This window comes from Microbacterium memoriense, from assembly GCF_025398275.1.
Taxonomy (GTDB): domain Bacteria; phylum Actinomycetota; class Actinomycetes; order Actinomycetales; family Microbacteriaceae; genus Microbacterium; species Microbacterium memoriense.
This window is the reverse complement of sequence record NZ_JAODOR010000017.1, coordinates 60,055-83,261: the sequence shown is the minus strand read 5'-3', so window position 1 is coordinate 83,261 and position 23,207 is coordinate 60,055. Positions and strand designations below refer to the sequence as shown.

The following is a 23,207-nucleotide window of genomic DNA, read 5'->3' as shown; positions in this document are numbered from 1 at the left end:
ATGTCCTGCGAGATGACAGACAAGGCTCCCGATAGGAACGAAAGTCAGGCCGATTCAGTGGCAGCCTATCTCGCGCGAAGGACACTGTTGTCATAGTGTCCAATCATGCAGACGAAGCTACGCAAGCCCCGCCGTCGGGCACTCGTCATCCTGGCCCTAGTCGGCCTTGCGATGGTGGCAGTCCCGGTCGGCGCTAAGGCCGCTATTTCTGCGAGCGCCCCCAGCCCGGGGGTACCCGCCAATGACGGGGGCTCCGGGTACACGGATCCGGGGCCGGATTATCAGGCTTCCGCTTCGGCGGGAGCTCTAATCGCAACCCGGTTTGCCGATGCGTACGCGTTTGCATTTAAGGACGTGGATGACACCTTCGTCATAGGGTTTCGAGCTGAAGCGCCAGCCGGAGCGTTGACGATTCTAGAAGGAGCGGGTGGAACCTACCGGGTCGAGGAAAATGTCGGCTTCCTGGAAACTGACCTCGAGGATCAAGTGAACGCTATTTCGAGACTTGTTAGCGAGTTCATCCCGGGTGGAAGCTTCGACGTCGGAGCGGTCCCCGATCGACGCGAAATGATCGTCACTTTTCACGGTACTCGAAGTTTTCCCGCAGGCTCAGAAGAGCTCAAGGCCCGCGTCCAGGCGTTGACGACGCTCACTGTTCAGTTTGACACGATCGAGGGCAGCGTTAGCACTACTAGCTACGGACTCAACGGGGGCACTTGGTTGGTGAATCCCGGCTCAGGGCAAGGGGTGTGCACCACCTAATTCGTGGTCAAGCGAAACTCTGGACCAGAGTTGGGCGTCTTATCAGCAGGCCACTGTGGCACCACTTCCAAGCTGTACTACAATCCGACCGGCGCCCACTCGTCTTACACGCTTGACTATTACAGCGGAACGTATGGGTACGAGGGAGACTACGCCTTCTATCGCTCGCCAAACATGATGGACCCTTGGTTTCAGAAAAGCTGGCCAAGCTCTGGCCCCGTGGGTGTAGCTGTCACTTCTTCTCGCAACCCTGTGCTCAACGAGACCGTCTGCCGATTCGGCATGGGTTCGTTGGCAAGTTTGGATTATGGAGCGGTGCAAACGGTAGTCTCCTCCTTTGTCTCCAACGGTGTCACAATACCGGGAGTATCCCAGATCAAGTCTTGGGCACAACATAAGGACAGTGGCGGTCCCGCGTATACGGGACCCAATGGGAGCATCGCGGTCGGCATAAACGTGGCAGCGAATTTTGACAATGTAGGCAACCCGGTCACAACGGGCAACGGCGAGCGCCTCTGGGTCACAAGGATTTCCTACGCACTGATCGGGACCGGTACTCATGTCTGCCTCAACGTCTCCTGTAGCTGAACTTCGAAGCGCCCAGGGTCTGATGGGGGCCGGCGCCAAAGAGTCTGCTCAAACTCGTGAGGGGTACGAAGTCGCAGAGGTGGCCGGAGGAAGCGCGGGGCAACGTGCCGGTGCATAACGCTGAGCTCACGAGCTCGATAGCAGCGACGGTTTCCCACGGTTCTGGCCCGGTGAGCTCTTGGACCAGCCCGGTCGATAGTCGCCGTCGGCAGTCTCGGCCGAAGCGTCGTCGACCCTGTTTCCAACGGTATCAATAGAGGGAGCCATGCTCGGATCTCGGCGAGACGCTCGCCAAAGCGGACCGAGGTGACTTAACCTGAAGCGCTCTGGATCAGAGCGTGGTCGCCTATGGCGCTGGCGTCTCTCGCGCAATCAGTGAAGCACATCAAAAGCATCGAGGTGCTGACGTGGACCCTCGTGGTCATCCGCATTCCGGTCATCGGGTCCCATCGCGTGGCTCTCGGTAGGGCGTCTCGAACAGACTCGGAAAAGGAGAACAGCTGATAGCCGGGTCGGAGAGCGGACCTCTAGCGAAGGCTGTCGACCGACCATCGCTCAGCCACCGACCTGCGTCCGCACCCGCCACGAATCCTCTTAGATGTCCCACCGCGGTTGAGCCCTCGCCGTTCGGAACGGGGATGCGCTTCAATCTTGATCCCCGTTGATATCGGCTCGCTGCCGAGGTGACGTCGGCGAAAGCCGGGGGGACCTAGGGCGCTCAGCTAGCTCGAGCGACAAAGACCAAAGCACGCCCCTCACCCGCCCGAGGCTGACAACTGCAGCCGGTCAGGCACCATCCAGTCCGCAAAAAGTCCGCAGAACTCTCACTCGAGGGCTCGCTCACCCTCCCGCTACCAGTCGAGATTCCGCGTATTTCCGCGGACTTCACCCTCCCCCATTCCCCCGCCATCGCATGGATGCAGTCCGTCAACTACCGCTGAAGAACTTCGCGACGCGATCGAGCGATCCCGGAACCAACGCGTAGTAGGCCCATCGGCACGAAAGCGATGATCATTCGGTGTGAGTGCCGGCGGATTGGATCGATCTTCTGCCCGGCCATGCGCACTCGTTACTACCGACTGAGAGTATCCGGCGAGGTTCTCCGATCCGGCATAGAGCCGTGACGGCAGCCTCAGCGCGGCAGCGCTTCCCAGGAGACCTCAACGGCCTGCGGGTCGCTCACCGAGACCCGCGCAGGAAGACGCACGCCGGGTTGCGGCGGCATCCTGCTGTCGAAGACCAGTAGTTGCTCGACGGCCGTCGGCGGGATGCCCGGGCCTTCGACCGAGAGGCCGACCCGATACTCGCGGTAGCGACCTCGGCCGGACGGGTCCTCGATCGTAACGATCGTCGCCACGCCGCGGACCGCGTCGGCGAGCGGATCGCGCGACAGCTTCTCCAGCCAGGCGGTCGCCTGCTCGATTTCAGACTCTTCGTACTCGTCGGAGTCGGGGATGTCAGCGGGCAAGAGCACCTCCGGTCAGCCATCTGCGGAGCGCTCGGTACGCGCTCGCTCGGGGCTCGGGAGCGGACAGGAATATGTCGTGAATGGCGCCATCGATGCGCGCGAGCGTGACGTCGGCGCCGAGCTTCGTCGCCGCGCGGGCGATGTCGTCGACAACGAGCACATTATCCGACGAGATCGCCTCCGGCGACCAGGCGAGTGGGTTGGACCCGCGTGACGACAGCAGCACCAGCACCGGACAGTCAATGTGCAGGCCCGATGCGACGCGGGCATGCCCGGCGATGATCGCCGCCAACCACCCCGGATGCGTCGGGAACCCCCGTTCGGGTCGCCAGCCGTCGGGCGCCGCGGGAAGCGATCCGAGCTCGCGCTGCGCGCGGCTGTAGAACCCGAGATCGACGGCCGGATGCGCGCCGAACGGATCGAAGCGGGCGCGCGCCTGCACGATCGGAGCGAGCGCCTGGCGTGCGAGCGCACCGGTCTGCAGCTCCAACCATGGGCTGTTCAGGACGACCGCCGACACGACACCCGGGTGACGCGCCGCCCACAGCGACAGCGTCAATCCACCCGTGGAATGTCCCAGCAGCACGATGCGTCTCCGCCCCGATGCCATCGCCTCCAGCGCCGCCGCGATGTCGCCGTCGTACTCGTCGAGAGACGAGACGTAGCCGGGCGCCCGTGTCGGGCGGAGACTCCGCCCGTAACCACGGAGGTCGAGCGCATAGAAACGCGCGCCGAGATCGTTCCAGAACTGGGCGAGCTCGGTTTGGAAGAAGTAGTCCGACCAGCCGTGGACGTAGAGCACATCCACGTCGCCGAGAGCACCCGTGAGCCCTGCCCACGCCGAGGGATGCGACCGGACGAGGGTCGCGACGATCGGGACGCCGGCATCCACCCCCACATCCAGCGTGACCTGCTGGAACGGGCGACCCAGGATGTCGGGTGCCCACTCGGATGCCATGCGCTCAGCCTACGATGCCGCGCGCCGGGCCGGATGCTGCTACTCGCCGCGCGAGACCCGCACCATCTCATCGCGGTCGACGACCTTCACACGCGCACGCCCGTGCGGTTCTCCGAGTGCGATCTCGTGCTGGTCGAGGCGATGCCAGCCATCGAGATCGGTCCAGGCGACACCGCGCTCCGCGAGGAGGGCGACGATGGCCTCGGGCGCCGGATCCTCGGGGGTCCACCACGAACCCTGGTCGTTGATCAGGTGACTGATCGTCTCCATCGCATCGGACTTCGTGTGTCCGATGAGTCCGACCGGACCGCGCTTGATCCAGCCGGTGGCGTACACGCCGGAAACCCGCTCGTTCGAGTCCTTGCGGATCGCCTGGCCCTCGTGGTTCGGGATCACACCGTGCTTCTTGTCGAACGGCACCCCGGGAAGCGGCGAACCGAAGTAGCCGACCGCACGGTACAGCTGTTGGATGGGGACCTCGCGGAACTCCCCCGTCCCCACGACACCGCCCTCATCGTCCGGCCGTGTGCGCTCATAGACGAGCGCCGAGACGCGCCCGCTCTCATCGGTCTTCACGCTGATCGGCTTGGCGTAGAAGTGCAGGTGCAGACGGCGACTGGCCTCGCCCCCGACGTTGTTCACGCTCGGCCGCTGGCGCCACGACTGCAGCACCCGATCCATCACCATGACCTGCTTGTTCGACGCGATCGCGGCCTTGGACGCCTCGTCATAGTCGAAGTCCTCGTCGTAGACGACGAGGTCGACATCGCGGAGTTCGCCGAGCTCCCGCAGCTCGAGCGGCGTGAACTTCACCTGCGCGGGGCCGCGGCGGCCGAAAACATGCACGTCGGTGATCTGCGATGCGACGAGCCCCGCGTGGACGTTGTCGGGAATCTCGGTGACGAGCAGATCCTCCGCGTGCTTTGCGAGCACGCGCGCGACATCGAGGGCGACGTTGCCGTTGCCGATGACGGCGACCGCGGACGCGTCGAGCGGCCACTCGCGCGGGAAGTCGGGGTGACCGTCGTACCAGCTGACGAAGTCAGCCGCGCCGTACGAACCGACCGCGTCGATCCCGGGGATGTCCAGATCGGCGTCCTTGATCGCACCGGTCGCGAAGATGACGGCGTTGTAGTGCCGCTTCAGGTCGTCGAGGGTGATGTCCTCACCGAAGCGGACATTGCCGAAGATTCGGATGTCGCCGCGGTCCAGCACGTCGCGGAGCGCGTTGATGATGCCCTTGATGCGCGGGTGGTCGGGGGCGACGCCGTATCGGACCAGCCCGTACGGGGCGGGAAGCTGATCGAACAGGTCGATCGCGACATCGAACTTGCGCTCGGCCTTCAGGAGGATGTCCGCCGCGTAGATCCCGGCGGGACCGGCGCCGACGATGGCCAGCCGGAGCTTGGTCATGTGATGTTCCTTTGCGTTGCGGGCTCCGCGAACGGTCCCTGAGCTGTAGAAGCGTGGTGCGTGAGCCTGTCGAAACTCAGCTCGATCGGTCGACGATGACGTGCGCGAGCCGGACGAGGGCATCGGTGACGGGACCGTCCGGAAGCGGAGCGAGCGCGGCAATGGCGGCATCCGACCAGTCGTATGCCTGCTGACGCGTCGCGGCGGTCACCGCATGATCACGGAGCTGAGTGATCGCTTCGTCGAGGATGCCGGGGTCTGCGCCATCCGCGATCCGCGCGACGCCGTCGTCGATCGTCGCCTTCAGCGCGCGCGACGCGGGGTCGCCGGCGCGGGCGAGGAGGAGGTAGGGCATGGTGGGAACACCGGCGCGGAGATCGGTCCCGGGGACCTTGCCGGTTTCGGCGGCATCCGCCGACAGGTCGATGACGTCGTCCAGGAGTTGGAACGCGACGCCGACCTTCTCGCCGTACTCGAGGACCAGCAGACGGTACTCCTCGGGCGCGTCCGAGAAGATGACGCCCGCCTGGGCGGAGGCGGCGATCAGCGAACCGGTCTTGTCGGCGAGCACCTGCAGATAGAAATCGACCGGGTCATCGCCCGCCTGCGCGCCGACGGTCTCGTGCATCTGGCCGAGGACGAGGCGCTCGAATGTGTCAGCCTGAAGCCGGATCGCCCGCTCGCCGATCTGCGCCATGAGCTGGCTGGCGCGCGAGAACAGGAGATCGCCGGTGAGGATCGCGACGTTGTTGCCCCAGACGGCGTGGGCGCTGGGCACCCCGCGGCGGACGTCCGCGCCATCCATCACGTCGTCGTGGTACAGCGATCCGAGGTGGGTCATCTCCAGCGCCGTCGCGCCGGCGATGACGTTCTCGGTCGTGCCGGTGCCGAGCTGAGCGGTCAGCAGCGTGAGCATGGGCCGCACGCGCTTGCCACCGGCCTCATAGAGGTAGCGGGTCGTCGCATCCGCGAGCGCATCGCTCACCTTGAGTTCGAGGGCGAGTGTCTCCTCGACGCGGTCGAGACCGTCCTCGACGATCGCCAGAAGCTTCCGCATGCGCGGACCGGCGAGCACGCGCTCGGTCAGGCCCAGTTGAGCTGACAGGCGCGCGCCGGGAGCGGAGGAGCTCGGAGTCACCCTCACAGCCTACCCGCGACCGGTCACGAGGGCTTCCGTGCCCGGTGGAGCGCGACGATCCCGAACGTCAGATTGCGGTGGGCGACATCGGTCCACCCGGCATCACGCATCCACGAGGCGAGGGTCGCTTGATCGGGCCAGTCGCGAATCGACTCGTTGAGGTAGTCGTAGGCGTCGGCGTTCGAGCTCACGGCTTTCGCGACGACCGGCAGGATGCGGTTGTTGTAGAACCCGTAGAGACCCGCAAAGGCGGCAGACGGCGGATGCGAGAACTCGCACACGACGATCCGTCCGCCCGGCGCGGTCACCCGCAGCATCTCGGCGAGCGCCTTCTTCGGATCGTTGACGTTGCGCAGGCCGAATGAGATCGTCACCGCGTCGAACTCGCCGTCCGCGAAGGGAAGCGCAGTGGCGTCGGCCTCGGCGAACGACAGGTTGGCGATGTCGCCGTGCCGCCGGCGCCCTTCCGCAATCATGCCGGGCGAGAAGTCGGCGGCGACGACCTCGGCACCGCTGCGAGCGAGGCTGACCGAGCTGGCCCCCGTACCGGCGGCGAGATCGAGGATCCGCTGTCCGGGTCGAGGTGCGACAGCGCGAGTGTTCGCCCTGCGCCAGAGGCGGTCGTTGCCGAGACTCAGCACCGTGTTGGTGCGGTCGTACGCGGGCGCGACCTCGTCGAACATTCCGCTGACCCGGTCGGGATCTTTGCCGAGATCGGCCCGGTGCGTGTCGCCGGCGGTGGTCTCGCCCGTGTGCTCAGTCATCATTCGATCCTAGATCGCGTAGCACGCCGAACCAGGGCGCCGTAGTCGCGTCATCGAACGGCGCGGCCTCGGCCTCGACCCGCGCTTCGAGGTCGAGGGCGACGGCCTCGAGCCGTTGCACGATGTCGGCGGGATAGCCGTACTGCACGCGATGCTCTTCCCACTCGTCGCGGTCGTCGATGAAGACGCCGCGGTCGTCGAGCGCACGAACGACATCGAGATCCATATCGATGCCGGTCGGCTCACCGGCATCCCAACGAACATCCCAGGCGATGTCGATGTACACGCGAATACGCGGGTGCGTGTCGTTGATCGTCGCGGCGTACTCGCCTGATGCCGGGATCAGCGTGATGCTGTCGCCGTGCGACGGCGCCTCGACGCCGGGCCGGGCACTCCGCCAGCCGTCGCGCTGACCGACCCAGTCGCCGTGCCGGTCACTGCCGAGGAAGACGCTCTCGTGTTCCCAGTGCGGCGCGCCATCCCACTTGCGCCAGCGGAAGATCATGCGGGTACCGGGAGCGGGGCGTGCGATCACGCTGGCGAGCCTACGCCGTCCCGTATTCAGTCTCGCCGGTGGCCCCTTATCCGCGCGACCCGCGGAAACCTGGGGATCGCGCCCCGCCCACGGCGCGTGCGGACTGAATACGGTACGCGCGGCCACCGCGACGGCGGCGGATTAGGCTGGCAGGTGTGAGTGAGACCGTCCCCAGCCCCGTCCGGCTGCGCGCGGCGACCCGCGAGATCGCCGACGCCGCAGACCTGCTCGAGTACGCCGATCCGGCCGATCCGCTCGTCTGGACCCGCCGCGGCGCCTGGCTCGTCGGCGTCGGCACCGCCCTCACCCTGACGGCGATCGGCGCGGACGTCGCCGGCCTCGCCGCCCGCTGGCGCGACGTCGTCGCTGCGGCTGAGATCGACGACCACGTCGGTGCCCCCGGGACCGGGCTCGTCGCCTTCGGCGCCCTGCCCTTCGATGAGCAGTCCGTCGCGACGGCAGTCCTCACCGTGCCACAACTCGCGATCGGACACCGCGACGGACGCACCTGGGCGACGTGGATTCTGCCGGAGGCCGGCGGCCCCGATCCCGCCGAGCCGCGCCCGATCGGGTTCGGACCGCACTGGTCGGCGGCAGTGGGCCCCGGAGCACTGACCCCCGAGGGCTACCAGGAGGCCGTGCGGCGCGGCCTCGCCGCGATCACCGCCGGCGAGGTCAGCAAGGTCGTGCTCGCCAGAGATCTCGTGGGCACGGTTCCCGCCGGCGCGGACCTCCGCCGGCTCGTGCGCTCGCTGGCCTCGGCGTATCCCGACACGTGGGTCTACGCCGTCGACGGCCTGATCGGCGCAAGCCCGGAAACCCTCGTCTCGGTCATGGCCGGGCAGGTCACCGCGCGGGTTCTGGCCGGTACCGTCGCGCGCGGCGCCAACCCTGACGACGACCGCGAAGCCGCCCTCGGACTTGCGACGAGCGCGAAGGATCTCTCCGAACACGGCTATGCCGTGCGGAGCCTCGTCGATGCGCTCACCCCGCACACGACCGCGTTGGCGGCCGCTGAGCAGCCCTTCACCCTGCCGCTGCCGAACGTGTGGCACCTCGCCACCGACGTCGAGGCGACAACGGCCGCCGACACGTCCGCGCTCGATCTCCTGGGCGTCCTGCACCCGACGGCGGCCGTCGCGGGCACTCCGACTCCTGCCGCGCTCGCGGCGATCCGCCGCATCGAGCCGTTCGACCGCGGACGCTACGCCGGCCCCGTCGGTTGGGTCGATGCGCGCGGCGACGGCGAGTGGGCGATCGCCCTGCGCGGCGCGCAGTTCGATCTGACCGCCGCCGATGACACCGGCATCCCCTTCACGGCGCACGCCGGCGCCGGGATCGTGGCCGGCAGCGACCCCGAAGCCGAAATGCTCGAGACCCGCGTGAAATTCCGACCGATCGTGGATGCGCTGGCCTGATCAGGTCGCCGCGAGGCGCACCTTCTCGGCCTCGACGTCGAAGTCGGCGACGGGCCACTGCGGATCGATGCCCTCCAACGCGTCCAGCAGCAGTGCCTGCACTGCGAGCCGCGCGTACCACTTGGCATTCGCCGGAATGACATGCCACAGGGCGTTCGGAGTCGAGGTGCGGTCGAACACCGCCTGATACGCATCCATGTAGGCCGGCCACAGCTGGCGCTCGTCGACGTCGCCGGGGTTGTACTTCCAGTGCTTGTCGGGCCGATCGAGGCGCTCCATCAGCCGGTCCTTCTGCTCGTCGGGCGAAATGTGCAACATGACCTTGACGACGCGGACCCCGGCATCGGTCAGCCGCTTCTCGAAGTCGACGATCGCTCCGTAGCGACGCTCGATCTCGGCCTCGTCGGCGAGCGCGCGCACTTTGCCGATCACCACGTCCTCGTAGTGCGAACGGTCGAACACGCCGATGAAACCCGCCACCGGGACGTGCTTCTCGATGCGCCAGAGGAAGTCGTGCGCGAGCTCTTCGGGCGTCGGCTTCTTGAACGCGACGAGGGACACTCCCTGGGGGTCGACCGAGCCGACGACATGGCGGACGATCCCACCCTTGCCCGCCGAGTCCATGGCCTGCAGGACGAGCAGAACGGCCGGAGCATCATCCTGCAGCCGGCTCTGCGCGAACAGACGCTCCTGCAGTTCGTCGAGTTGAACTGCGCCGGCCTCGAGATCGGACTGTCCCGCCTTCTTCCCGCCCGCGTATCCCGGAGTGCTGTCCGGATCGACAGCGCTGAGGCGGAATCCCTCGCTCACACGCAGGAGGTCAGCGGGATCCCCGGTCCAGTTCTGCTGGCTCGTGGCGGTCATAGAGCCATCATGGTGGATGCCGGGCTCAGCGATCCAGGACGACTTCGATCAGCTGGCGGCCGCCGAGCGGTGCCGTCAACGCCTGGTCGAGCGCGGAGCGCGTGCCGACACGGACGTAGTCCCAGTCGTAGGCCGCGGCGAGGGGCTCGAGCTCGACCGCTTGCGGCGTGTACAGCACCCGCTCCATCGCCTCGGCCGAAGCGACACCGGCGACCTCGAGTCCGTCGAAGATCGTGCCTCCGCCGTCGTTGCCGACGATGAGTTGCAGGCGCGGCGCGCTCTCGCCGACCGGGAGGAGGAGCGCTCCGACGTCGTGGAGGAAAGCAAGGTCTCCGAGCAGGATGCGGGTGACTCCCGGCGCACCTGCCGCCTGGCTGGCGAGGGCGATCCCGGTTCCGGTCGCGATCGTGCCGTCGATACCCGCGAGACCGCGGTTGGCGTGGACGGGGACCTTCTTCCCGCCGAGCACCTGATCGGCCACCCGCACCAGACGAGACGACGCGAACAGCAGCCGGTCGTGCGGCCACGTCGCGCGCCAGACAGCGTCGACCAGTGTGGCGCGATCGAGCGGTGCGCGGATCACGCCCAGTTCGGCGGCGATCGCGCCGAGCCGTTCGCTGGGCACGGTGGAGGCGAGCGCGTCGGTGTCGGGCGCGGCCGGGCTGAGATCGACCGCGGCCGCGCGGGAGGCCCGCATCCACGCTCCGAACCAGTCACGATCGAAGTCGCCGATGGCGGCGATCACACCGTCGACCGCCGTCGTGGCGCCGTTGAGGTTCAGCGGTTCGCCCGGTCCGCGTACGGCGAGCACCTCGACCTCGGGACGGGCGAGCACCGCCGTCACCTCACGACTCAGAGTCGGGTGACCGAACACGATCACGCGTTCGATGCGACCGCCGAGTTCGGGGTCGGCCAGAAGCGCGCGGTAGCCGTGCACGAGTTGCCGGCCATAGCGGGCTCCGCTCACGATCTCGGCGACGAGCGGCCAGCCCCCGGCGTGCGCGAGGTCGGCGGCCGCGGGCCCCGCGTCGGCACCGGCGACGACGATCGTGCGCGGACCCCGCGGCAACACGAGCGGGTCGTGGTCGGGCTCGGCGGGCTGATCCGCTTCACCGATGCCCCCGCCACCCTGGTACAGCGCGCCGGACGGCTCCGGCTCGGCCGGGTCGTCGGAGATCGTGTCCAGCGCGTCGATCGCCGACGGGGCGGGGGGCACCGGCATCCCGAGCCAGTCCGGCAGTGCGCCGGCGAGCGGATCGCGATACGGCAGGTTCAGGTGCACGGGTCCGGCCTGGCGCGTCCCGGCGCCGAGGGTCGCGACCACGGCATCGTCGGCGATCGTCCGCAACATCGCGGTCTGCTCCCCGGTGCCGTCCTCATCGATGTCCTCCGGCACGGGAAGGTCCGCCTCCAGCCGCACGCTCGGCGAGAACATCCCGGGTTGGCGTGTCGTCTGGTTCGCACCGACACCGCGCAACTCGGGCGGCCGATCGGCGGTCAACAGCAGCAGTGGGATGCCGGCGTGGTGCGCCTCGAGCGCGGCCGGAAGGAGATTGGCGGCGGCGGTGCCGGAGGTGCAGATGACGGCAGCGGGCATGCCCGTCTCCCGGCCGATGCCGAGCGCCGTGAAGCCGGCGACGCGCTCGTCGATGCGTACGTGCAGACGGATTTTGCCGCGCGCCTCGAGGTCGGCTGCGACGATCGCGAGGGCCTGTGACCGTGATCCGGGGCTGAGGACGATGTGCTCGATCCCCCGGTCGACGAGGCGACCGAGCAGGGCCGCCGCGGCATCCGTGGCCGGTACGCGCGTCGCAGTCATGTCAGGCGCGCGCGTCGGGGCGATCGTCGCCGTCCGGCAGGTGCGTCGGGTCCTCGTCCTCGGAATCGAGAGCGGCGAGTTCTTCCTCCAGGCGCCGGATGCGTTCGTCCTGGTCGCTGATGGAACCGATCCGGCCGAGGAATTCAGGGTTGTCGTCGGGAGCGCGGAACACGGGCGCCTGCCGCGGGCGACTGCGTCCGACGACGAGCCAGAGGATCCCGCCGACGACGGGCAGGAGCACGACGATGAGGAGCCATACCGGCTTGCTGACGCCGCGATGGCGGGTCGGCGGCTGCAGGGCACAGTCGACAATGCTGTAGACCCAGAATGCGATCAGCAGCAGCGCCAGCGGCAAGAGAACCCGGACCACACATCCATTCTAGGTGGGGCGCGGCGCGGGCGGCGCGCGAGGCCCGACGTAAGCTGGAACCATGCGTGCGCGTTCGGCTGTGGTGTTCGGTGTTCTCCGACTTCTCGCGTTCCTCGTGCCGTTCGGTCTGATGATGCTCTTCCCGGTCATGCGCGAGTACTACTGGCTATCGGCGATCTTCGCGGCCTTGATCGGCCTGAGCCTGTCGATGCTGTTCCTCCGCCAGCCGCTCGCGGAGATGACGTCGGAGATCGCATCGCGTCGAGCTCGCCGCGAGCGGGTCACCGACGAAGACGCCGAGGACGCGGCGACTCCCGAGTGAGCGTGCGGCTCAGCCGACGAACGCCCAGAGCAGCGCAGCACCGAGCGCGAGCGACGTGAGCGACGTGAGCGCGAGCGCGACGACCAGTTCGCGCGGTTGACGATAGGTCCACACGATCAGGATCGCCGCGGCGGCAGGGATCAATGCCAGCAGCCCCAGCCACGCGAGCGGATAGACCTGGGCCAGGAACGCCACGATCGCGAAGGCAGCCAGGACGAGCACGGTGTAGAGCACCTGCGTCGCGCGGGCGCCGATACGTACCGTCAGGGTCCGCTTGCCGGCGACCCGGTCCTGGTCGATGTCCCGCAGGTTGTTGGCCAGCAGCACTCCGCACGCGAGGAACCCCGCGACGACGGCGCCCAGCCAGGCCTCCTGGTTGACGGTTCCGGACTGCACGAACGCCGTGCCGATCGTGGCGACGAGGCCGAAGAAGACGAACACGAACAGTTCACCGAAGCCCGCGTAGCCGTAGGGTCGCTTGCCGCCGGTGTAGAACCACGCTGCGACGATGCAGGCGGCGCCGATCAGCAGCATCCACCAGTGGCCGGTGCGCACGATGATCGCGAGTCCGGCGACCGCGGCGAGCCCGAAGAAGGCAAGTGCGACGATCAGGACGGTGCGCGGCTTCACTTTGCGCGATGCGGTCAGTCGCGCCGGTCCGACGCGGTGATCGTCGGTTCCGCGGATGCCGTCGCTGTAATCGTTGGCGTAGTTGACCCCGATTTGCAGCGCGACGGCGACGACGAGGCAGGCCAGGGCGATGACCCAGTGGAACGCGCGATCGACGAGGAGCGCTGCGCCGGTGCCGATGAGGATCGGGGTCACTGCGAGCGGCAGGGTGCGTAGGCGCGCGGCGCCGATCCAGTCGCCGAGCGTCGCCGGGTCGGTGTGCGCGGGGTCGCGCGAGACGTGCGCCTTCTGCGGATTGCCGTGCGGCTTCCGCGGGGCGGTGTGCTTCTTCTTTCGGGTGCTGCCTGCCACGAGGGGAATCCTATGCCGCGTGTCGATGTGCGGCGGGCGCGTCACCCCTTGTCCGGGTCGGACTCCCGCAGGGCGGCCAGCTCCCGCAGAGCGGAGCGGTCGGGCTTGCCGCTCGGCAGAAGCGGCATCCGATCGATGCGGATGATCGCGCGCGGGCGGGCGGCGACGCCGATCGCAGTCTCGACGGCGGCGCGGATCTCGGCGAGCGGCGGGGTCCGCGGGCCCGCCTCCGCGATCACGACGCTGGCCTCGCCCCATCGGGCATCCGCGACGGGGACGACGGCCGCCGCGACGAGGCCCGGGAGCGTGCGGACGACCGCCTCGACTCGGTCGAGCGAGACGTTGATGCCCCCCGAGACGATGACGTTGTCGAACCGACCGGTCACACGCAGGACGCCGTCGAAAGAGCCGGCATCCCCCGTGCGATACCAGCGGACGCCGTCCTCGCGGAGGAATGTGGCGGCCGTGCGATCGGGGTCATCGAGGTAGCCGTCGGCGAGGGTCGGGCCGGATACCTGCACTTCACCCGCCGCAATGCGCACACCCACGCCGTCCAGCGGCACGCCGTCGTAGACGCACCCGCCCGCGGTCTCACTCGAACCGTATGTGCGGACGAGGCGGGCACCGGCCGCGGCAGCGCGCTCGGCGAGCGCGGGCGCCAACGCTTGACCGCCGACGAGCACGGCCTCGAACGAGGCGAGTGCGCGCGCGCCTTCCGGCGAGTCGAGCAGGGTGGCCACCTGCGCCGGAACGAGCGATGTAAAGGCCGGGACGCGGGTGCCGCCCACCGAAGACGCCATCCCGGCGGCTGCCGCGGCGAACGCAGCCGGAGAGAACGTGCCGGACAGGACGGCGGGCTCGCGCCCGGAAACCAGAGCGCGCACAAGCACCTGCGCCCCGGCGATGTACCCCGCCGGCAGCGCGAGAAGCCACGCGCCCTCGCCGATGCGGGCCGCCGTCGCCAGCGCACCGGAGGTCAACGCCGCACGGCTGAGCGCGACCGATTTGGGGTATCCCGTCGAGCCGGAGGTCGTGACGATCAGGGCGGTGCCGGCCGGGACGTCGGTCGCGGGTGCGGCCACCCGCCCGCCGAGCGCGACAGCGGGGCCGGAACCGAGCACAGCGCCGCGGAGAGCCCGCAGAACGGCCCTCGGGTCCTGCGCGTCGATCGCCTCGAGCCTCATCGCATCGCCCGTTCCGGTGCCGGTTGCAGGGTCAGAACTGGTAGGGGTAGGGCGACCAGTCCGGTTCGCGCTTCTCGAGGAACGCGTCGCGCCCCTCGACCGCCTCATCGGTGCCGTACGCCAACCGGGTCGCCTCACCGGCGAACACCTGCTGACCGACCATGCCGTCATCGATAGCGTTGAACGCGAACTTCAGCATGCGGATTGCTGTCGGCGACTTCCCGAGGATCGTGCGCGCCATCGCGACGGCCTCTTTCTCCAGGTCGTCGTGCGCGACGACCCGGTTGACCGCACCCATCTCGTACGCACGCTGCGCCGAATACTCCTCCGCGAGGAAGAACACTTCGCGCGCCACCTTCTGCCCGACCTGACGGGCCATATACGCCGACCCGTATCCAGCGTCGAACGAGCCGACGTCGGCATCCGTCTGCTTGAACTTCGCCCGCTCGGACGCGATCGACAGATCGCACACGATGTGCAGGGAGTGCCCACCGCCGGCGGCCCATCCCGGGATCACCGCGATGACGACCTTCGGCATGAAGCGGATCAGGCGCTGCACCTCCAGGATGTGGAGCCGCCCTGCGCGCGCGGGATCGGGCGCGGTGGCCTCGTCGCTCGCGTAGGTGTATCCGTCACGCCCGCGGATGCGTTGGTCTCCACCGGAGCAGAACGCCCATCCGCCGTCCTTCGCGCTCGGTCCGTTGCCGGTGAGGAGCACGACACCGATCTTGGGATCTTGACGCGCGATGTCGAGCGCGCGGTACAGCTCGTCGACCGTGTGCGGTCGGAAGGCGTTGCGCACCTCCGGCCGGTCGAACGCAATCCGCGCGATGCGGCCATCGGTCGAAGTGTGCGCGGTGATATCGGTGTAGGCGGCCGCTCCCGGCGCCGGCACCCACTCGGACGGGTCGAACAACTCGGAGACACTCACGGTGCCAGCCTACGCGCGCCCCGTCACACGGCCGCGGGGGCGCGTTGGCGGGCCCTACGCTGGACCGGTGACTTCGACTCCCCGTATTCTGACCCTCCTCGCTGCCGGCGCGCTCGCGCTCGGCCTGACCGCGTGCGCCACCGCGCAGCCTGAGCCGCAGGGGTCGGTCTCCCTGACTCCCGCACCTTCGTCCAGCGCCGTTGCGGACGGCGGCTGCGCCAGCGCCGAGGGAGTGAGCGTCTACATCAACACGGGCGATCTCGCCGGTGGAGAGTCCGTCGACCAGGCTGCGTGCATCGTCACCGACGAGCCGCTGGCCGCGGCGGATGCGCTCGAGTCTCTCGGCGTCGAGCTGGAGGGAACGACCGAATACGGCGACCAGGTCATCTGCCGCGTGGACGGACTGCCCTCCGCGTCCGAGCCGGTCGGCTCGACCGAAGACCCGGCTTATGTCGAGGCGTGCGAGTCGATGCCCGCCGCGTTCGCGTACTGGTCGCTGTGGCAGAAGCCCGCGGGCGGAAGCTGGGACTACGCGCAGGAAGGCGTGTCGACGCTGCAGCTCGCGCCCGGCGACAGCATCGAGCTCCTCTTCACGCTCGACGGCGCTCCCGCTTCGCCCGACGCCTGATCCGCATGACTTTCCGGGCCGGACCGATGAAGGCGGCCGCCGCTCTGGCGGTCGGCTTCATCGCCGTCCGGATCATCTACCGGATCCTGTTCCACGGGGCTGACGGCGACGGCATCGTGCTGTTGTCGTTGCCGTCGCTTCGGCTGCCGCCACCGTTCGCGCACGTCGTGATGTTCGGCCCGGTGACCGCCGACGGCTTGTGGGCTGCCGTGGTCAGCGCGCTTCCGATCGCACTGATGTTCCTGGCGTTCGGTCTCGTGAACGCGCTGTTCGATCTCTCGCGCGTCTTCGCCCGCGCCGCACGCCGTGGCCCGTTCCAGGGGATCGGGCGCGCCCTCGCTATCGCGTGGGCGACTCTTCCGGCCCTCGCGGATGCCGTGCGCGACGTGCGGTACGCGCAGCGGCTGCGCGGCGAGCGCGCCGGCGTCCGCCTGCTCGCACCCGTGCTGGAACGCACGCTCGAGCGGGCGACGGCGGTCGCCGCAGCGTTGGAGATCCGCGGATATGCCGGGCGCGGCATGAGCGGTGACTGTGCGCATCCGGTCGAGGTGCGGGACGCGTCCGTGGGCTTCGCCGACCCGATCCAGGTCGGGGCGCTGAGTCTGGCACCCGGCACTCTCACGGTCTTGTCCGGACCGACGGGGGCCGGGAAGACGACGTTTCTGCGCGCGCTGAGCGGGTTGCTCTCGCACGTCGACGGCGGAACCGTCACGGGCGACGTGCGGGTCGTCGGAGCAGACCGTGCCGAGACGCCCCCGCGCGATACTGCGCGCACCGTCGGGGTCGTGCTGCAGCATCCGCGCGAGGCGTTCGCGACGGAGCGGGTCGCGGACGAGATCGGCCTCGCGCTCGAACTGCGCGGCGTCGCGCGGGTGATCCGCGAGGCACGCGTACGCGAGGTGGCCGCGCGCGTCGGGATCACCGAACTGGTGGACCGGCCACTGCGGGGCCTGTCGGCCGGGGAAGCAACGCTCGTCGCGATCGCGGCCGCCATCGTGGAGCGACCGATCCTGCTGCTCGTCGACGAGCCGCTGGCCGACCTCGATCCCGCGGCGCGTGCGCGGATCGTCGAGCTTCTGGGCGCCCTCGCCCACGATGCGGGGATGTGCGTTGTGGTCGCCGAGCACCGGGTGGCCGAGCTCGCGGGGATCGTCGACCGATCACTGCGGGTGGAGGCCGGTGATGTCGCCGAGCTGAACCGTATGCAGGACGACGTCGCAGCCCCGCCCGAAAATCGGCCCAACATGGCCGGTGCGCGCCCGTCTGTCCTGCAGACGGTACGCGCGGTAGCGCTGACCGCGCGGGGGATCACCGTGCGACACGGCACGCGCGTCGCTGTCGACGGCGCCGACGTCGACCTTCGACCCGGGGAGATCGTCACGCTGTCGGGACCGAACGGCGCGGGCAAGTCGACCTTGCTCCAGGGGATCGCGCTGCCCGGTACGGACCACGACGTGCGCATCGACGGGCTCCCGCCCGCGCCCCGCGCGATCGCCCTCGTCCCGGATGCCTCCGATGACCTGTTCGTCCGTGCCACCGTCGCCGCCGAGTGCCGCCGCGCCGATCGCCACGCGTCCACCTCGACCTCCGATCGTTTCGCTGCGCTCCTGGGGCTCGATCCGACCGGCGACGCGTTCGCCGTGCTGCGCGCCCGGCACCCGCGTGACCTGTCGGCGGGGCAGCGGCGGGCCCTCGCGATCGCGGTTCAGACGGCATCCACTCCGCGCGTGCTGCTGATCGATGAGCCCACCCGCGGCCTCGACCCCCGCGCACGCGATCTGGTCGCCCGGGCGATCGCCGCTCAGGCCGACGCGGGCACCGCCGTCCTCGTTGCGACCCACGACGCGGCATTCGCCGAGTCCCTCGCGTCGCGCGGGCTGACGATGGATGCCGGTGTCCTCCGCCCCTCCCCGCTCCGCTCCCCGGTCGCACAGCGCAGCCCCGCACGGGAGGTCGCGACCGGCGAACACGTCGCTCGTTTCTTTCCTGCCGCACCGCACGACCTCCCCCCGCAGCGCGCGACCGGCGAGCGTCGTCGCGCACGCCCCGGCTGGCGCGTCCCCGCGATGATCGCGGCCAATCTCGTCGCTCTGGCCGCGTTCGTGTGGCCCCTCGCCGCGAGCGCTGTGCCAGCGCAGGGTCAAGCTGCCGTGCCCTACATCGCGATCGCGATCGCGCCGCTCGCGGTGATCCTGATCTTCGCCGCCCTCGACGCGTCCATCCGCTCCGCGCATACGCTCGCTCTCCTCGCGGTGCTGGCCGCGATCGGCGCGGCTATCCGCATCGCGAGCACGGGTGTCGGCGGGGTCGAGGCGCTCTTCGTTCTGCTGATCCTCGCCGGGCGCGCGTTCGGACCGCGGTTCGGGTTGCTCCTCGGCGCCGCATCGATCGCGCTGTCGGCGCTCCTCTGGGGCGGCGTCGGTCCGTGGCTGCCGTTCCAGGTGTTCGCGTGCGGGTGGGTCGGCGCCGGCGCCGGCCTGCTCCCCCGACGCGTGCGCGGAATCCCGGAAATCGCGATGCTGAGCGTCTACGGGATCCTCTCGTCGTACCTGTTCGGACTCCTCATGAATCTGTGGTTCTGGCCGTTCGCTGTCGGCGGCGGGACTTCGATCTCGTATGTCCCCGGTGGTCCGATCGGCGAGAACCTCGCGAACTTCCTCGTCTATTCGCTCCTGACCTCGACGGCGAGTTGGGACACGCTCCGCGCCATCACCACCGTCGTGGGTCTCGTCGCGGTCGGCAGCGCCCTGCTCCGCTCGCTCCGGCGGGCGAAACCGGTCGCCCGCGCCGGAGCGGAAAGCGACTTCGAGGTGCGCTGAGCGCCGACGCCACCTCAGGGTGCGGCATCCGTGAAACACTGGAACACGCGACAGCCACCCGAACGGATGCCGCGGAAGGACCGCCATGAAGATCACGAACTCGTCCGACTGGCGTGATGCCCTCCCCTTCGACATTCCGGTGGATGCCGCCGAGGCTGTCCCCGGCGAACCCACGCGCTGTGTGACGTGCGGCCCGGACAGCGAGCCGTTCCCGCGCGAGGCGCTGTGGGCGGTGAAGCACCGGCATCCGAACAATCCGGCCGGCTTCGTGCGCTTCTACTGCGCCGACCATCGCCCCAAGGCGAAGCTCGCACCGCCCGCTGCCCCCGCGAAGGTGCGGCGCGAGCGCGTGTCGACGCCGCGTCGCGCGGCCGCGCCGACGATCCCCGAGCGGGTCGCGGCGCTCTGCCCGGACTGCTTCGTGGAGGTCCCGGCGACCGGTGTCTGCGGAATGTGCGGCCAGCAGGTCGCCTGAGGGCTCAGACCGAGAAGTACTTCGCCTCGGGGTGGTGGAAGACGAACGCGTCCGTCGACTGCTCCGGATGCAGCTGCAGTTCTTCGCTGAGTTCCACGCCCATGCGTTCCGGCCGTAGGAGCTCGACGACCTTGCGGCGGTCCTCCATGTCGGGGCACGCCGGGTAGCCGAGCGAGAAACGCGCACCGCGGTACTCGAGCTTGAACAGCCCCGCCGTGTCGGTCGGATCTTCGGCGGCGAACCCGAGCTCGGACCGGATGCGGGCATGCCAGAACTCGGCGAGCGCCTCGGTCAGCTGCATCACGAGCCCATTGAGTTCGTAGTAGTCGCGATACCGGTTCTCGGCGAACAGCTTCGCGGTCACGGCATCGATCGCGGCTCCCGCCGTGACCAGCTGCACGGGCATGACGTCGACCTGACCCGACGAGCGGGACTTCACGAAGTCCGCGAGATTCAGGTGCCGGTCCCGGCGCTGGCGGGGGAAATGGAACCGGAGACGGTCGGACCCGAGCATCCCTCCTGAACCGCCGTCTGGAGCCAGGAGCCCGGGCACGCCGAGCACGCCGGTCGCGTCATCACCGTGGTGCAGCACCACGACGTCGTCCCCCTCGGAGACGACCGGGAAGAATCCGTACGCGACGGATGCATCGAGCATCCCCTCCGCGAGGATCCGGTCCAGCCAATAGCGCAGACGCGGACGCCCCTCGGTCTCGACGAGATCCTCGTACGTCACATCACCTCGGCCGGGCTTGAGCCCCCACTGCCCCATGAAGGTCGCGCGCTCATCGAGGAACGCCGCGTAATCGGCCAGTCGGATGCCCCGGACGATCCGCGTACCCCAGAACGGCGGCGCGGGCACTGCGTTGTCCCGCGCGACATCCGAGCGTTCCGGCATCGCGTCGGGCTCGGTGAGTGTCAGGCGCGATCCCGCCGCGTGGATGCGCTTCTTCAGCGCGGGCAATCCCACGGCATCCGGAGCCTCACCGCGCGCGATGCGCACGAGCGGCTCCATGAGCGCGAGCCCTTCGAACGCATCCTTCGCGTACCGCACCTCGCCCTCGAAGATTCCGGCGAGGTCGTCCTCGACGTACGCGCGCGTCAGCGCGGCGCCACCCAGGATCACCGGCCACCGGGTACCCAGCCCCCGGTTCGAGAGCTCTTGCAGGTTCTCCTTCATCACGACGGTCGACTTCACCAGAAGCCCGCTCATGCCGATGACATCGGCGCCATGCTCTTCGGCGGCGGCGATGATGTCGGAGATCGGCTGCTTGATGCCGAGGTTGATCACGGTGTAGCCGTTGTTCGTGAGGATGATGTCGACGAGGTTCTTGCCGATGTCATGGACGTCGCCGCGGACGGTGGCGAGAACGATCGTGCCCTTGCCCGCGGCATCCGTCTTCTCCATGTGGGGCTCGAGGAGCGCGACAGCGGTCTTCATGACCTCGGCCGATTGCAACACGAACGGCAGTTGCATCTGCCCCGAACCGAACCGCTCACCGACGACCTTCATCCCCTCCAGGAGGTGGTCGTTGATGATCTGCAGTGCGCTCAGCCCGCCGGCGCGAGAAAGGTCGAGGTCGTCCTCGAGTCCCTTGAGCTCGCCGTCGATGATGCGCCGCTCGAGCCGCTCGCCGACCGGCAGTGCGGCGAGCTCCGCCGCGCGCTGGTCGCGGAGCGACGCCGTGTCGACTCCCGCGAACAGGTCGAGCATCGTGGCGAGCGGGTCGTAGGTGAGGTTCCCGTCCGCGTCGAACTCACGACGATCCCAGACGAGATCGAGGGCGACTTTGCGCCGGTCGTCCGGAATCGACGCGAGCGGCACGATCTTGGCGGCGTCGATGATTCCGCTCGAGAGTCCGGCCTGAGTCGCCTCGTGCAGGAACACGGAGTTCAGCACCGAGCGCGCCGCGGGGTTGAGGCCGAACGACACGTTCGAGACGCCGAGCGTCGTATTGATCCCCGGGTACTTCGCGACGAGCCCGCGGATCGCCTCGATCGTCTCGATGCCGTCGCGTCGCGTTTCTTCCTGCCCTGTCGCGATCGGGAACGTCAGGCAGTCGACGATGATGTCCTCGACGCGCGTGCCCCAGACATCCACGAGTTCGTCGATCAGGCGCGAGGCGATGCGGAGCTTGTCGACCGCGGTCCGGGCCTGACCTTGCTCATCGATCGTCAGCGCGATGACGGCCGTGCCGTGCTCCTTGACGAGCGGCATGATCCGGCCGAAGCGACTCGTCGGTCCGTCCCCGTCCTCATAGTTGACGGAGTTGACGACGGGGCGTCCGCCGATCAGCTCGAGCCCCGCCTGGATGACGGCGGGCTCGGTCGAATCGATCACGAGCGGCAGGGTGGATGCTGACGCGAACCGCGAGACGACCTCACGGATGTCGGCGACACCGTCGCGCCCCACGTAGTCGATGCAGACGTCGAGGAGGTGCGCGCCGACGCGCGTCTGCCCCTTGGCGATCTCGACGCAGTCGTCCCATCGCCCCTCGAGCATCGCGTCGCGGAACGCCCGGGAACCGTTCGCGTTGGTCCGCTCGCCGATCGCGAGGTACGACGCATCCTGCTGGAACGGCACGTGCTGATAGAGCGACGCGACCCCCGGCTCGACGTCGACCTGGGTCAGCGCGCCGGCGTCGCGTGTGCGTGGCTCCCCGTGCAGCCGCTCCACCACGGCCGCGAGGTGCTCGGGCGTCGTGCCGCAGCATCCGCCGACGAGTCCCACGCCGAACTCACGCACGAACTGCTCGTGGGCCGTCGCGAGCTCGGCCGGTGTGAGCGGATAGTGTGCACCGTTCGCGCCGAGAACCGGGAGCCCGGCATTGGGCATGCACGCGATCGCGACCGGCGAATGCTTCGACAGATGCCGCAAGTGCTCGCTCATCTCGGCCGGCCCGGTCGCGCAGTTCAATCCGATCGCGTCGACGCCGAGCGGAGCGAGCGCCGTGAGGGCGGCGCCGATTTCCGACCCCATCAGCATCGTGCCGGTGGTCTCGACGGTCACCTCGACGAAGATCGGCAGACGGATGCCGCGGCTCACGATCGCCTGCTTGCAGCCGGCGATGGCCGCCTTCGTCTGCAGCAGGTCTTGCGATGTTTCGACGAGGAATGCGTCTGCGCCGCCGTCGATGAGCCCTTCGGCCTGCAGGGCGAAGGTCTCCTTCAGATGCGCATAGGTCGTGTGGCCGAGGCTCGGGAGCTTCGTGCCCGGCCCCATCGAGCCGAGCACCCACCGCATCCGGCCGTCGCGGACCTCGGCCGCTTCGGCGCGCTCCCGCGCGATGCGGGCGCCGGATGCGGAGAGCTCCTGGATGCGGCCATCGATGCCGTAGTCCGACAGGTTCGACCAGTTGGCTCCGAACGTGTTGGTTTCGACGGCATCCACCCCCACCGCGAAGTACGCGTCGTGGATGTCGCCGATCACGTCGGGCCGGGTCTCGTTGAGGATCTCGTTGCATCCTTCGAGACCCGCGAAGTCCGCCTCGATCGACAGGTCGTGTCGCTGCAGCATGGTGCCCATGGCGCCATCGGCGATCACCACCCGCTCGGCGAGCGCATCGAGCAGTGCCTGCGCGCGTTCCGCGCGCGGGACCGCCTCGATGTCGAGGGCGAAGCGGGGAGAAACGGTCGGGCGGCTCACCGGGCGATTCTCTCACGCGGGCAGGGTCGGGCGAGCGGGCTGATCAGCGCGCGCGGCGTGCCTTCAGGAGTGGTCGTCGAGGTGCACCGTTGGCACACCTGCGAAGTCCCCCGCGCCGCAGCCACAT

At 68.9% G+C, this 23,207-nt stretch carries 19 protein-coding genes; 6 read left to right on the top strand and 13 right to left on the bottom strand.

Features of this window, described 5'->3' with window-relative positions:
- Positions 1–105 precede the first annotated feature (105 nt).
- Complete coding sequence (locus N4R40_RS12995; RefSeq protein WP_261607804.1) at positions 106–762, top strand: hypothetical protein; 657 nt, start codon at positions 106–108, stop codon at positions 760–762.
- Positions 763–2,482: 1,720 nt separating this feature from the next.
- Here N4R40_RS12995 and N4R40_RS12990 read toward each other — a convergent pair.
- From N4R40_RS12990 to N4R40_RS12965, 6 genes are all read right to left on the bottom strand, one after another.
- Positions 2,483–2,818, bottom strand: a complete 336-nt coding sequence (locus N4R40_RS12990) for a hypothetical protein (protein WP_261607803.1) — start codon at positions 2,816–2,818, stop codon at positions 2,483–2,485.
- Positions 2,808–3,776 (bottom strand): alpha/beta hydrolase, encoded by a 969-nt coding sequence (locus N4R40_RS12985; protein ID WP_261607802.1) that lies wholly within the window; start codon positions 3,774–3,776, stop codon positions 2,808–2,810. Before N4R40_RS12985 ends, N4R40_RS12990 begins: the two co-directional genes overlap by 11 nt.
- A gap of 39 nt (positions 3,777–3,815) precedes the next feature.
- Complete coding sequence (locus tag N4R40_RS12980; protein WP_261607801.1) at positions 3,816–5,189, bottom strand: FAD-dependent oxidoreductase; 1,374 nt, start codon at positions 5,187–5,189, stop codon at positions 3,816–3,818.
- A 76-nt stretch (positions 5,190–5,265) separates the two neighbouring features.
- The gene (locus N4R40_RS12975) at positions 5,266–6,327 is read right to left on the bottom strand and encodes a polyprenyl synthetase family protein (RefSeq protein WP_261607800.1); all 1,062 of its coding nucleotides are present in this window, start codon (positions 6,325–6,327) and stop codon (positions 5,266–5,268) included.
- A 23-nt stretch (positions 6,328–6,350) separates the two neighbouring features.
- Entirely contained in the window at positions 6,351–7,091 is a 741-nt protein-coding gene (locus N4R40_RS12970) for a demethylmenaquinone methyltransferase (RefSeq protein WP_261607799.1), read from the bottom strand.
- Complete coding sequence (locus tag N4R40_RS12965) at positions 7,084–7,626, bottom strand: DUF402 domain-containing protein (protein ID WP_261607798.1); 543 nt, start codon at positions 7,624–7,626, stop codon at positions 7,084–7,086. Before N4R40_RS12965 ends, N4R40_RS12970 begins: the two co-directional genes overlap by 8 nt.
- Before the next feature lie 155 nt (positions 7,627–7,781).
- Here N4R40_RS12965 and N4R40_RS12960 point away from each other — a divergent pair, with 155 nt between their 5' ends.
- Positions 7,782–9,044 carry an isochorismate synthase gene (locus N4R40_RS12960; protein WP_261607797.1) on the top strand — a complete coding sequence of 421 codons (1,263 nt, stop codon included), beginning with the start codon at positions 7,782–7,784 and terminating at the stop codon, positions 9,042–9,044.
- Here the strand turns inward: N4R40_RS12960 and N4R40_RS12955 are convergent, their stop codons facing one another.
- The 3 genes from N4R40_RS12955 to N4R40_RS12945 are packed head-to-tail and all read right to left on the bottom strand — an operon-like array spanning position 9,045 to position 12,097.
- On the bottom strand, positions 9,045–9,908 hold the full coding sequence (locus tag N4R40_RS12955; protein WP_261607796.1) for a PPK2 family polyphosphate kinase: 864 nt from the start codon (positions 9,906–9,908) through the stop codon (positions 9,045–9,047). It lies immediately after the preceding gene.
- 25 nt (positions 9,909–9,933) lie between these two features.
- Positions 9,934–11,727 (bottom strand): 2-succinyl-5-enolpyruvyl-6-hydroxy-3-cyclohexene-1-carboxylic-acid synthase, encoded by a 1,794-nt coding sequence (gene menD, locus N4R40_RS12950; protein ID WP_261607795.1) that lies wholly within the window; start codon positions 11,725–11,727, stop codon positions 9,934–9,936.
- 1 nt (position 11,728) lies between these two features.
- Positions 11,729–12,097 carry a PLDc N-terminal domain-containing protein gene (locus N4R40_RS12945; protein ID WP_261607794.1) on the bottom strand — a complete coding sequence of 123 codons (369 nt, stop codon included), beginning with the start codon at positions 12,095–12,097 and terminating at the stop codon, positions 11,729–11,731.
- 61 nt (positions 12,098–12,158) lie between these two features.
- Between N4R40_RS12945 and N4R40_RS12940 the strand changes: the two genes are divergently transcribed.
- On the top strand, positions 12,159–12,419 hold the full coding sequence (locus N4R40_RS12940) for a DUF4229 domain-containing protein (RefSeq protein ID WP_261607793.1): 261 nt from the start codon (positions 12,159–12,161) through the stop codon (positions 12,417–12,419).
- Between the two features lie 9 nt (positions 12,420–12,428).
- Here the strand turns inward: N4R40_RS12940 and N4R40_RS12935 are convergent, their stop codons facing one another.
- The 3 genes from N4R40_RS12935 to N4R40_RS12925 are packed head-to-tail and all read right to left on the bottom strand — an operon-like array spanning position 12,429 to position 15,515.
- The gene (locus N4R40_RS12935; RefSeq protein ID WP_261607792.1) at positions 12,429–13,400 is read right to left on the bottom strand and encodes a 1,4-dihydroxy-2-naphthoate polyprenyltransferase; all 972 of its coding nucleotides are present in this window, start codon (positions 13,398–13,400) and stop codon (positions 12,429–12,431) included.
- A 41-nt stretch (positions 13,401–13,441) separates the two neighbouring features.
- Positions 13,442–14,584: an AMP-binding protein gene (locus tag N4R40_RS12930; RefSeq protein WP_261607791.1), complete on the bottom strand. Its 1,143-nt coding sequence runs from the start codon at positions 14,582–14,584 to the stop codon at positions 13,442–13,444.
- A 31-nt stretch (positions 14,585–14,615) separates the two neighbouring features.
- A complete protein-coding gene (locus N4R40_RS12925) occupies positions 14,616–15,515 on the bottom strand; it encodes a 1,4-dihydroxy-2-naphthoyl-CoA synthase (protein ID WP_261607790.1) in 900 nt (299 codons plus the stop codon).
- 67 nt (positions 15,516–15,582) lie between these two features.
- On the opposite strand from N4R40_RS12925, the gene N4R40_RS12920 reads away from it, so the two are divergent.
- The 3 genes from N4R40_RS12920 to N4R40_RS12910 all read left to right on the top strand — a co-directional run bounded on the left by N4R40_RS12920 (position 15,583) and on the right by N4R40_RS12910 (position 19,437).
- On the top strand, positions 15,583–16,143 hold the full coding sequence (locus N4R40_RS12920; protein WP_261607789.1) for a hypothetical protein: 561 nt from the start codon (positions 15,583–15,585) through the stop codon (positions 16,141–16,143).
- Between the two features lie 5 nt (positions 16,144–16,148).
- Positions 16,149–18,962: an ATP-binding cassette domain-containing protein gene (locus tag N4R40_RS12915; RefSeq protein ID WP_261607788.1), complete on the top strand. Its 2,814-nt coding sequence runs from the start codon at positions 16,149–16,151 to the stop codon at positions 18,960–18,962.
- Between the two features lie 85 nt (positions 18,963–19,047).
- Positions 19,048–19,437, top strand: coding sequence for a glucose-6-phosphate dehydrogenase (locus N4R40_RS12910; RefSeq protein WP_261607787.1), 390 nt, complete (start codon positions 19,048–19,050; stop codon positions 19,435–19,437).
- A 4-nt stretch (positions 19,438–19,441) separates the two neighbouring features.
- Here the strand turns inward: N4R40_RS12910 and metH are convergent, their stop codons facing one another.
- Positions 19,442–23,080, bottom strand: coding sequence for a methionine synthase (metH, locus tag N4R40_RS12905; protein WP_261607786.1), 3,639 nt, complete (start codon positions 23,078–23,080; stop codon positions 19,442–19,444).
- Between the last annotated feature and the right edge of the window lie 127 nt (positions 23,081–23,207).

Bases quoted from the DNA above. Each gene is read 5' to 3' on its own strand.
- N4R40_RS12955 (WP_261607796.1), bottom strand. From the start codon at position 9,908: ATGACCGCCACGAGCCAGCAGAACTGGACCGGGGATCCCGCTGACCTC.
- N4R40_RS12940 (WP_261607793.1), top strand. From the start codon at position 12,159: ATGCGTGCGCGTTCGGCTGTGGTGTTCGGTGTTCTCCGACTTCTCGCG.
- N4R40_RS12995 (WP_261607804.1), top strand. From the start codon at position 106: ATGCAGACGAAGCTACGCAAGCCCCGCCGTCGGGCACTCGTCATCCTG.
- N4R40_RS12915 (WP_261607788.1), top strand. From the start codon at position 16,149: ATGACTTTCCGGGCCGGACCGATGAAGGCGGCCGCCGCTCTGGCGGTC.
- N4R40_RS12980 (WP_261607801.1), bottom strand. From the start codon at position 5,189: ATGACCAAGCTCCGGCTGGCCATCGTCGGCGCCGGTCCCGCCGGGATC.
- N4R40_RS12970 (WP_261607799.1), bottom strand. From the start codon at position 7,091: ATGACTGAGCACACGGGCGAGACCACCGCCGGCGACACGCACCGGGCC.
- N4R40_RS12985 (WP_261607802.1), bottom strand. From the start codon at position 3,776: ATGGCATCCGAGTGGGCACCCGACATCCTGGGTCGCCCGTTCCAGCAG.
- N4R40_RS12910 (WP_261607787.1), top strand. From the start codon at position 19,048: ATGAAGATCACGAACTCGTCCGACTGGCGTGATGCCCTCCCCTTCGAC.
- menD (WP_261607795.1), bottom strand. From the start codon at position 11,727: ATGACTGCGACGCGCGTACCGGCCACGGATGCCGCGGCGGCCCTGCTC.
- N4R40_RS12930 (WP_261607791.1), bottom strand. From the start codon at position 14,584: ATGAGGCTCGAGGCGATCGACGCGCAGGACCCGAGGGCCGTTCTGCGG.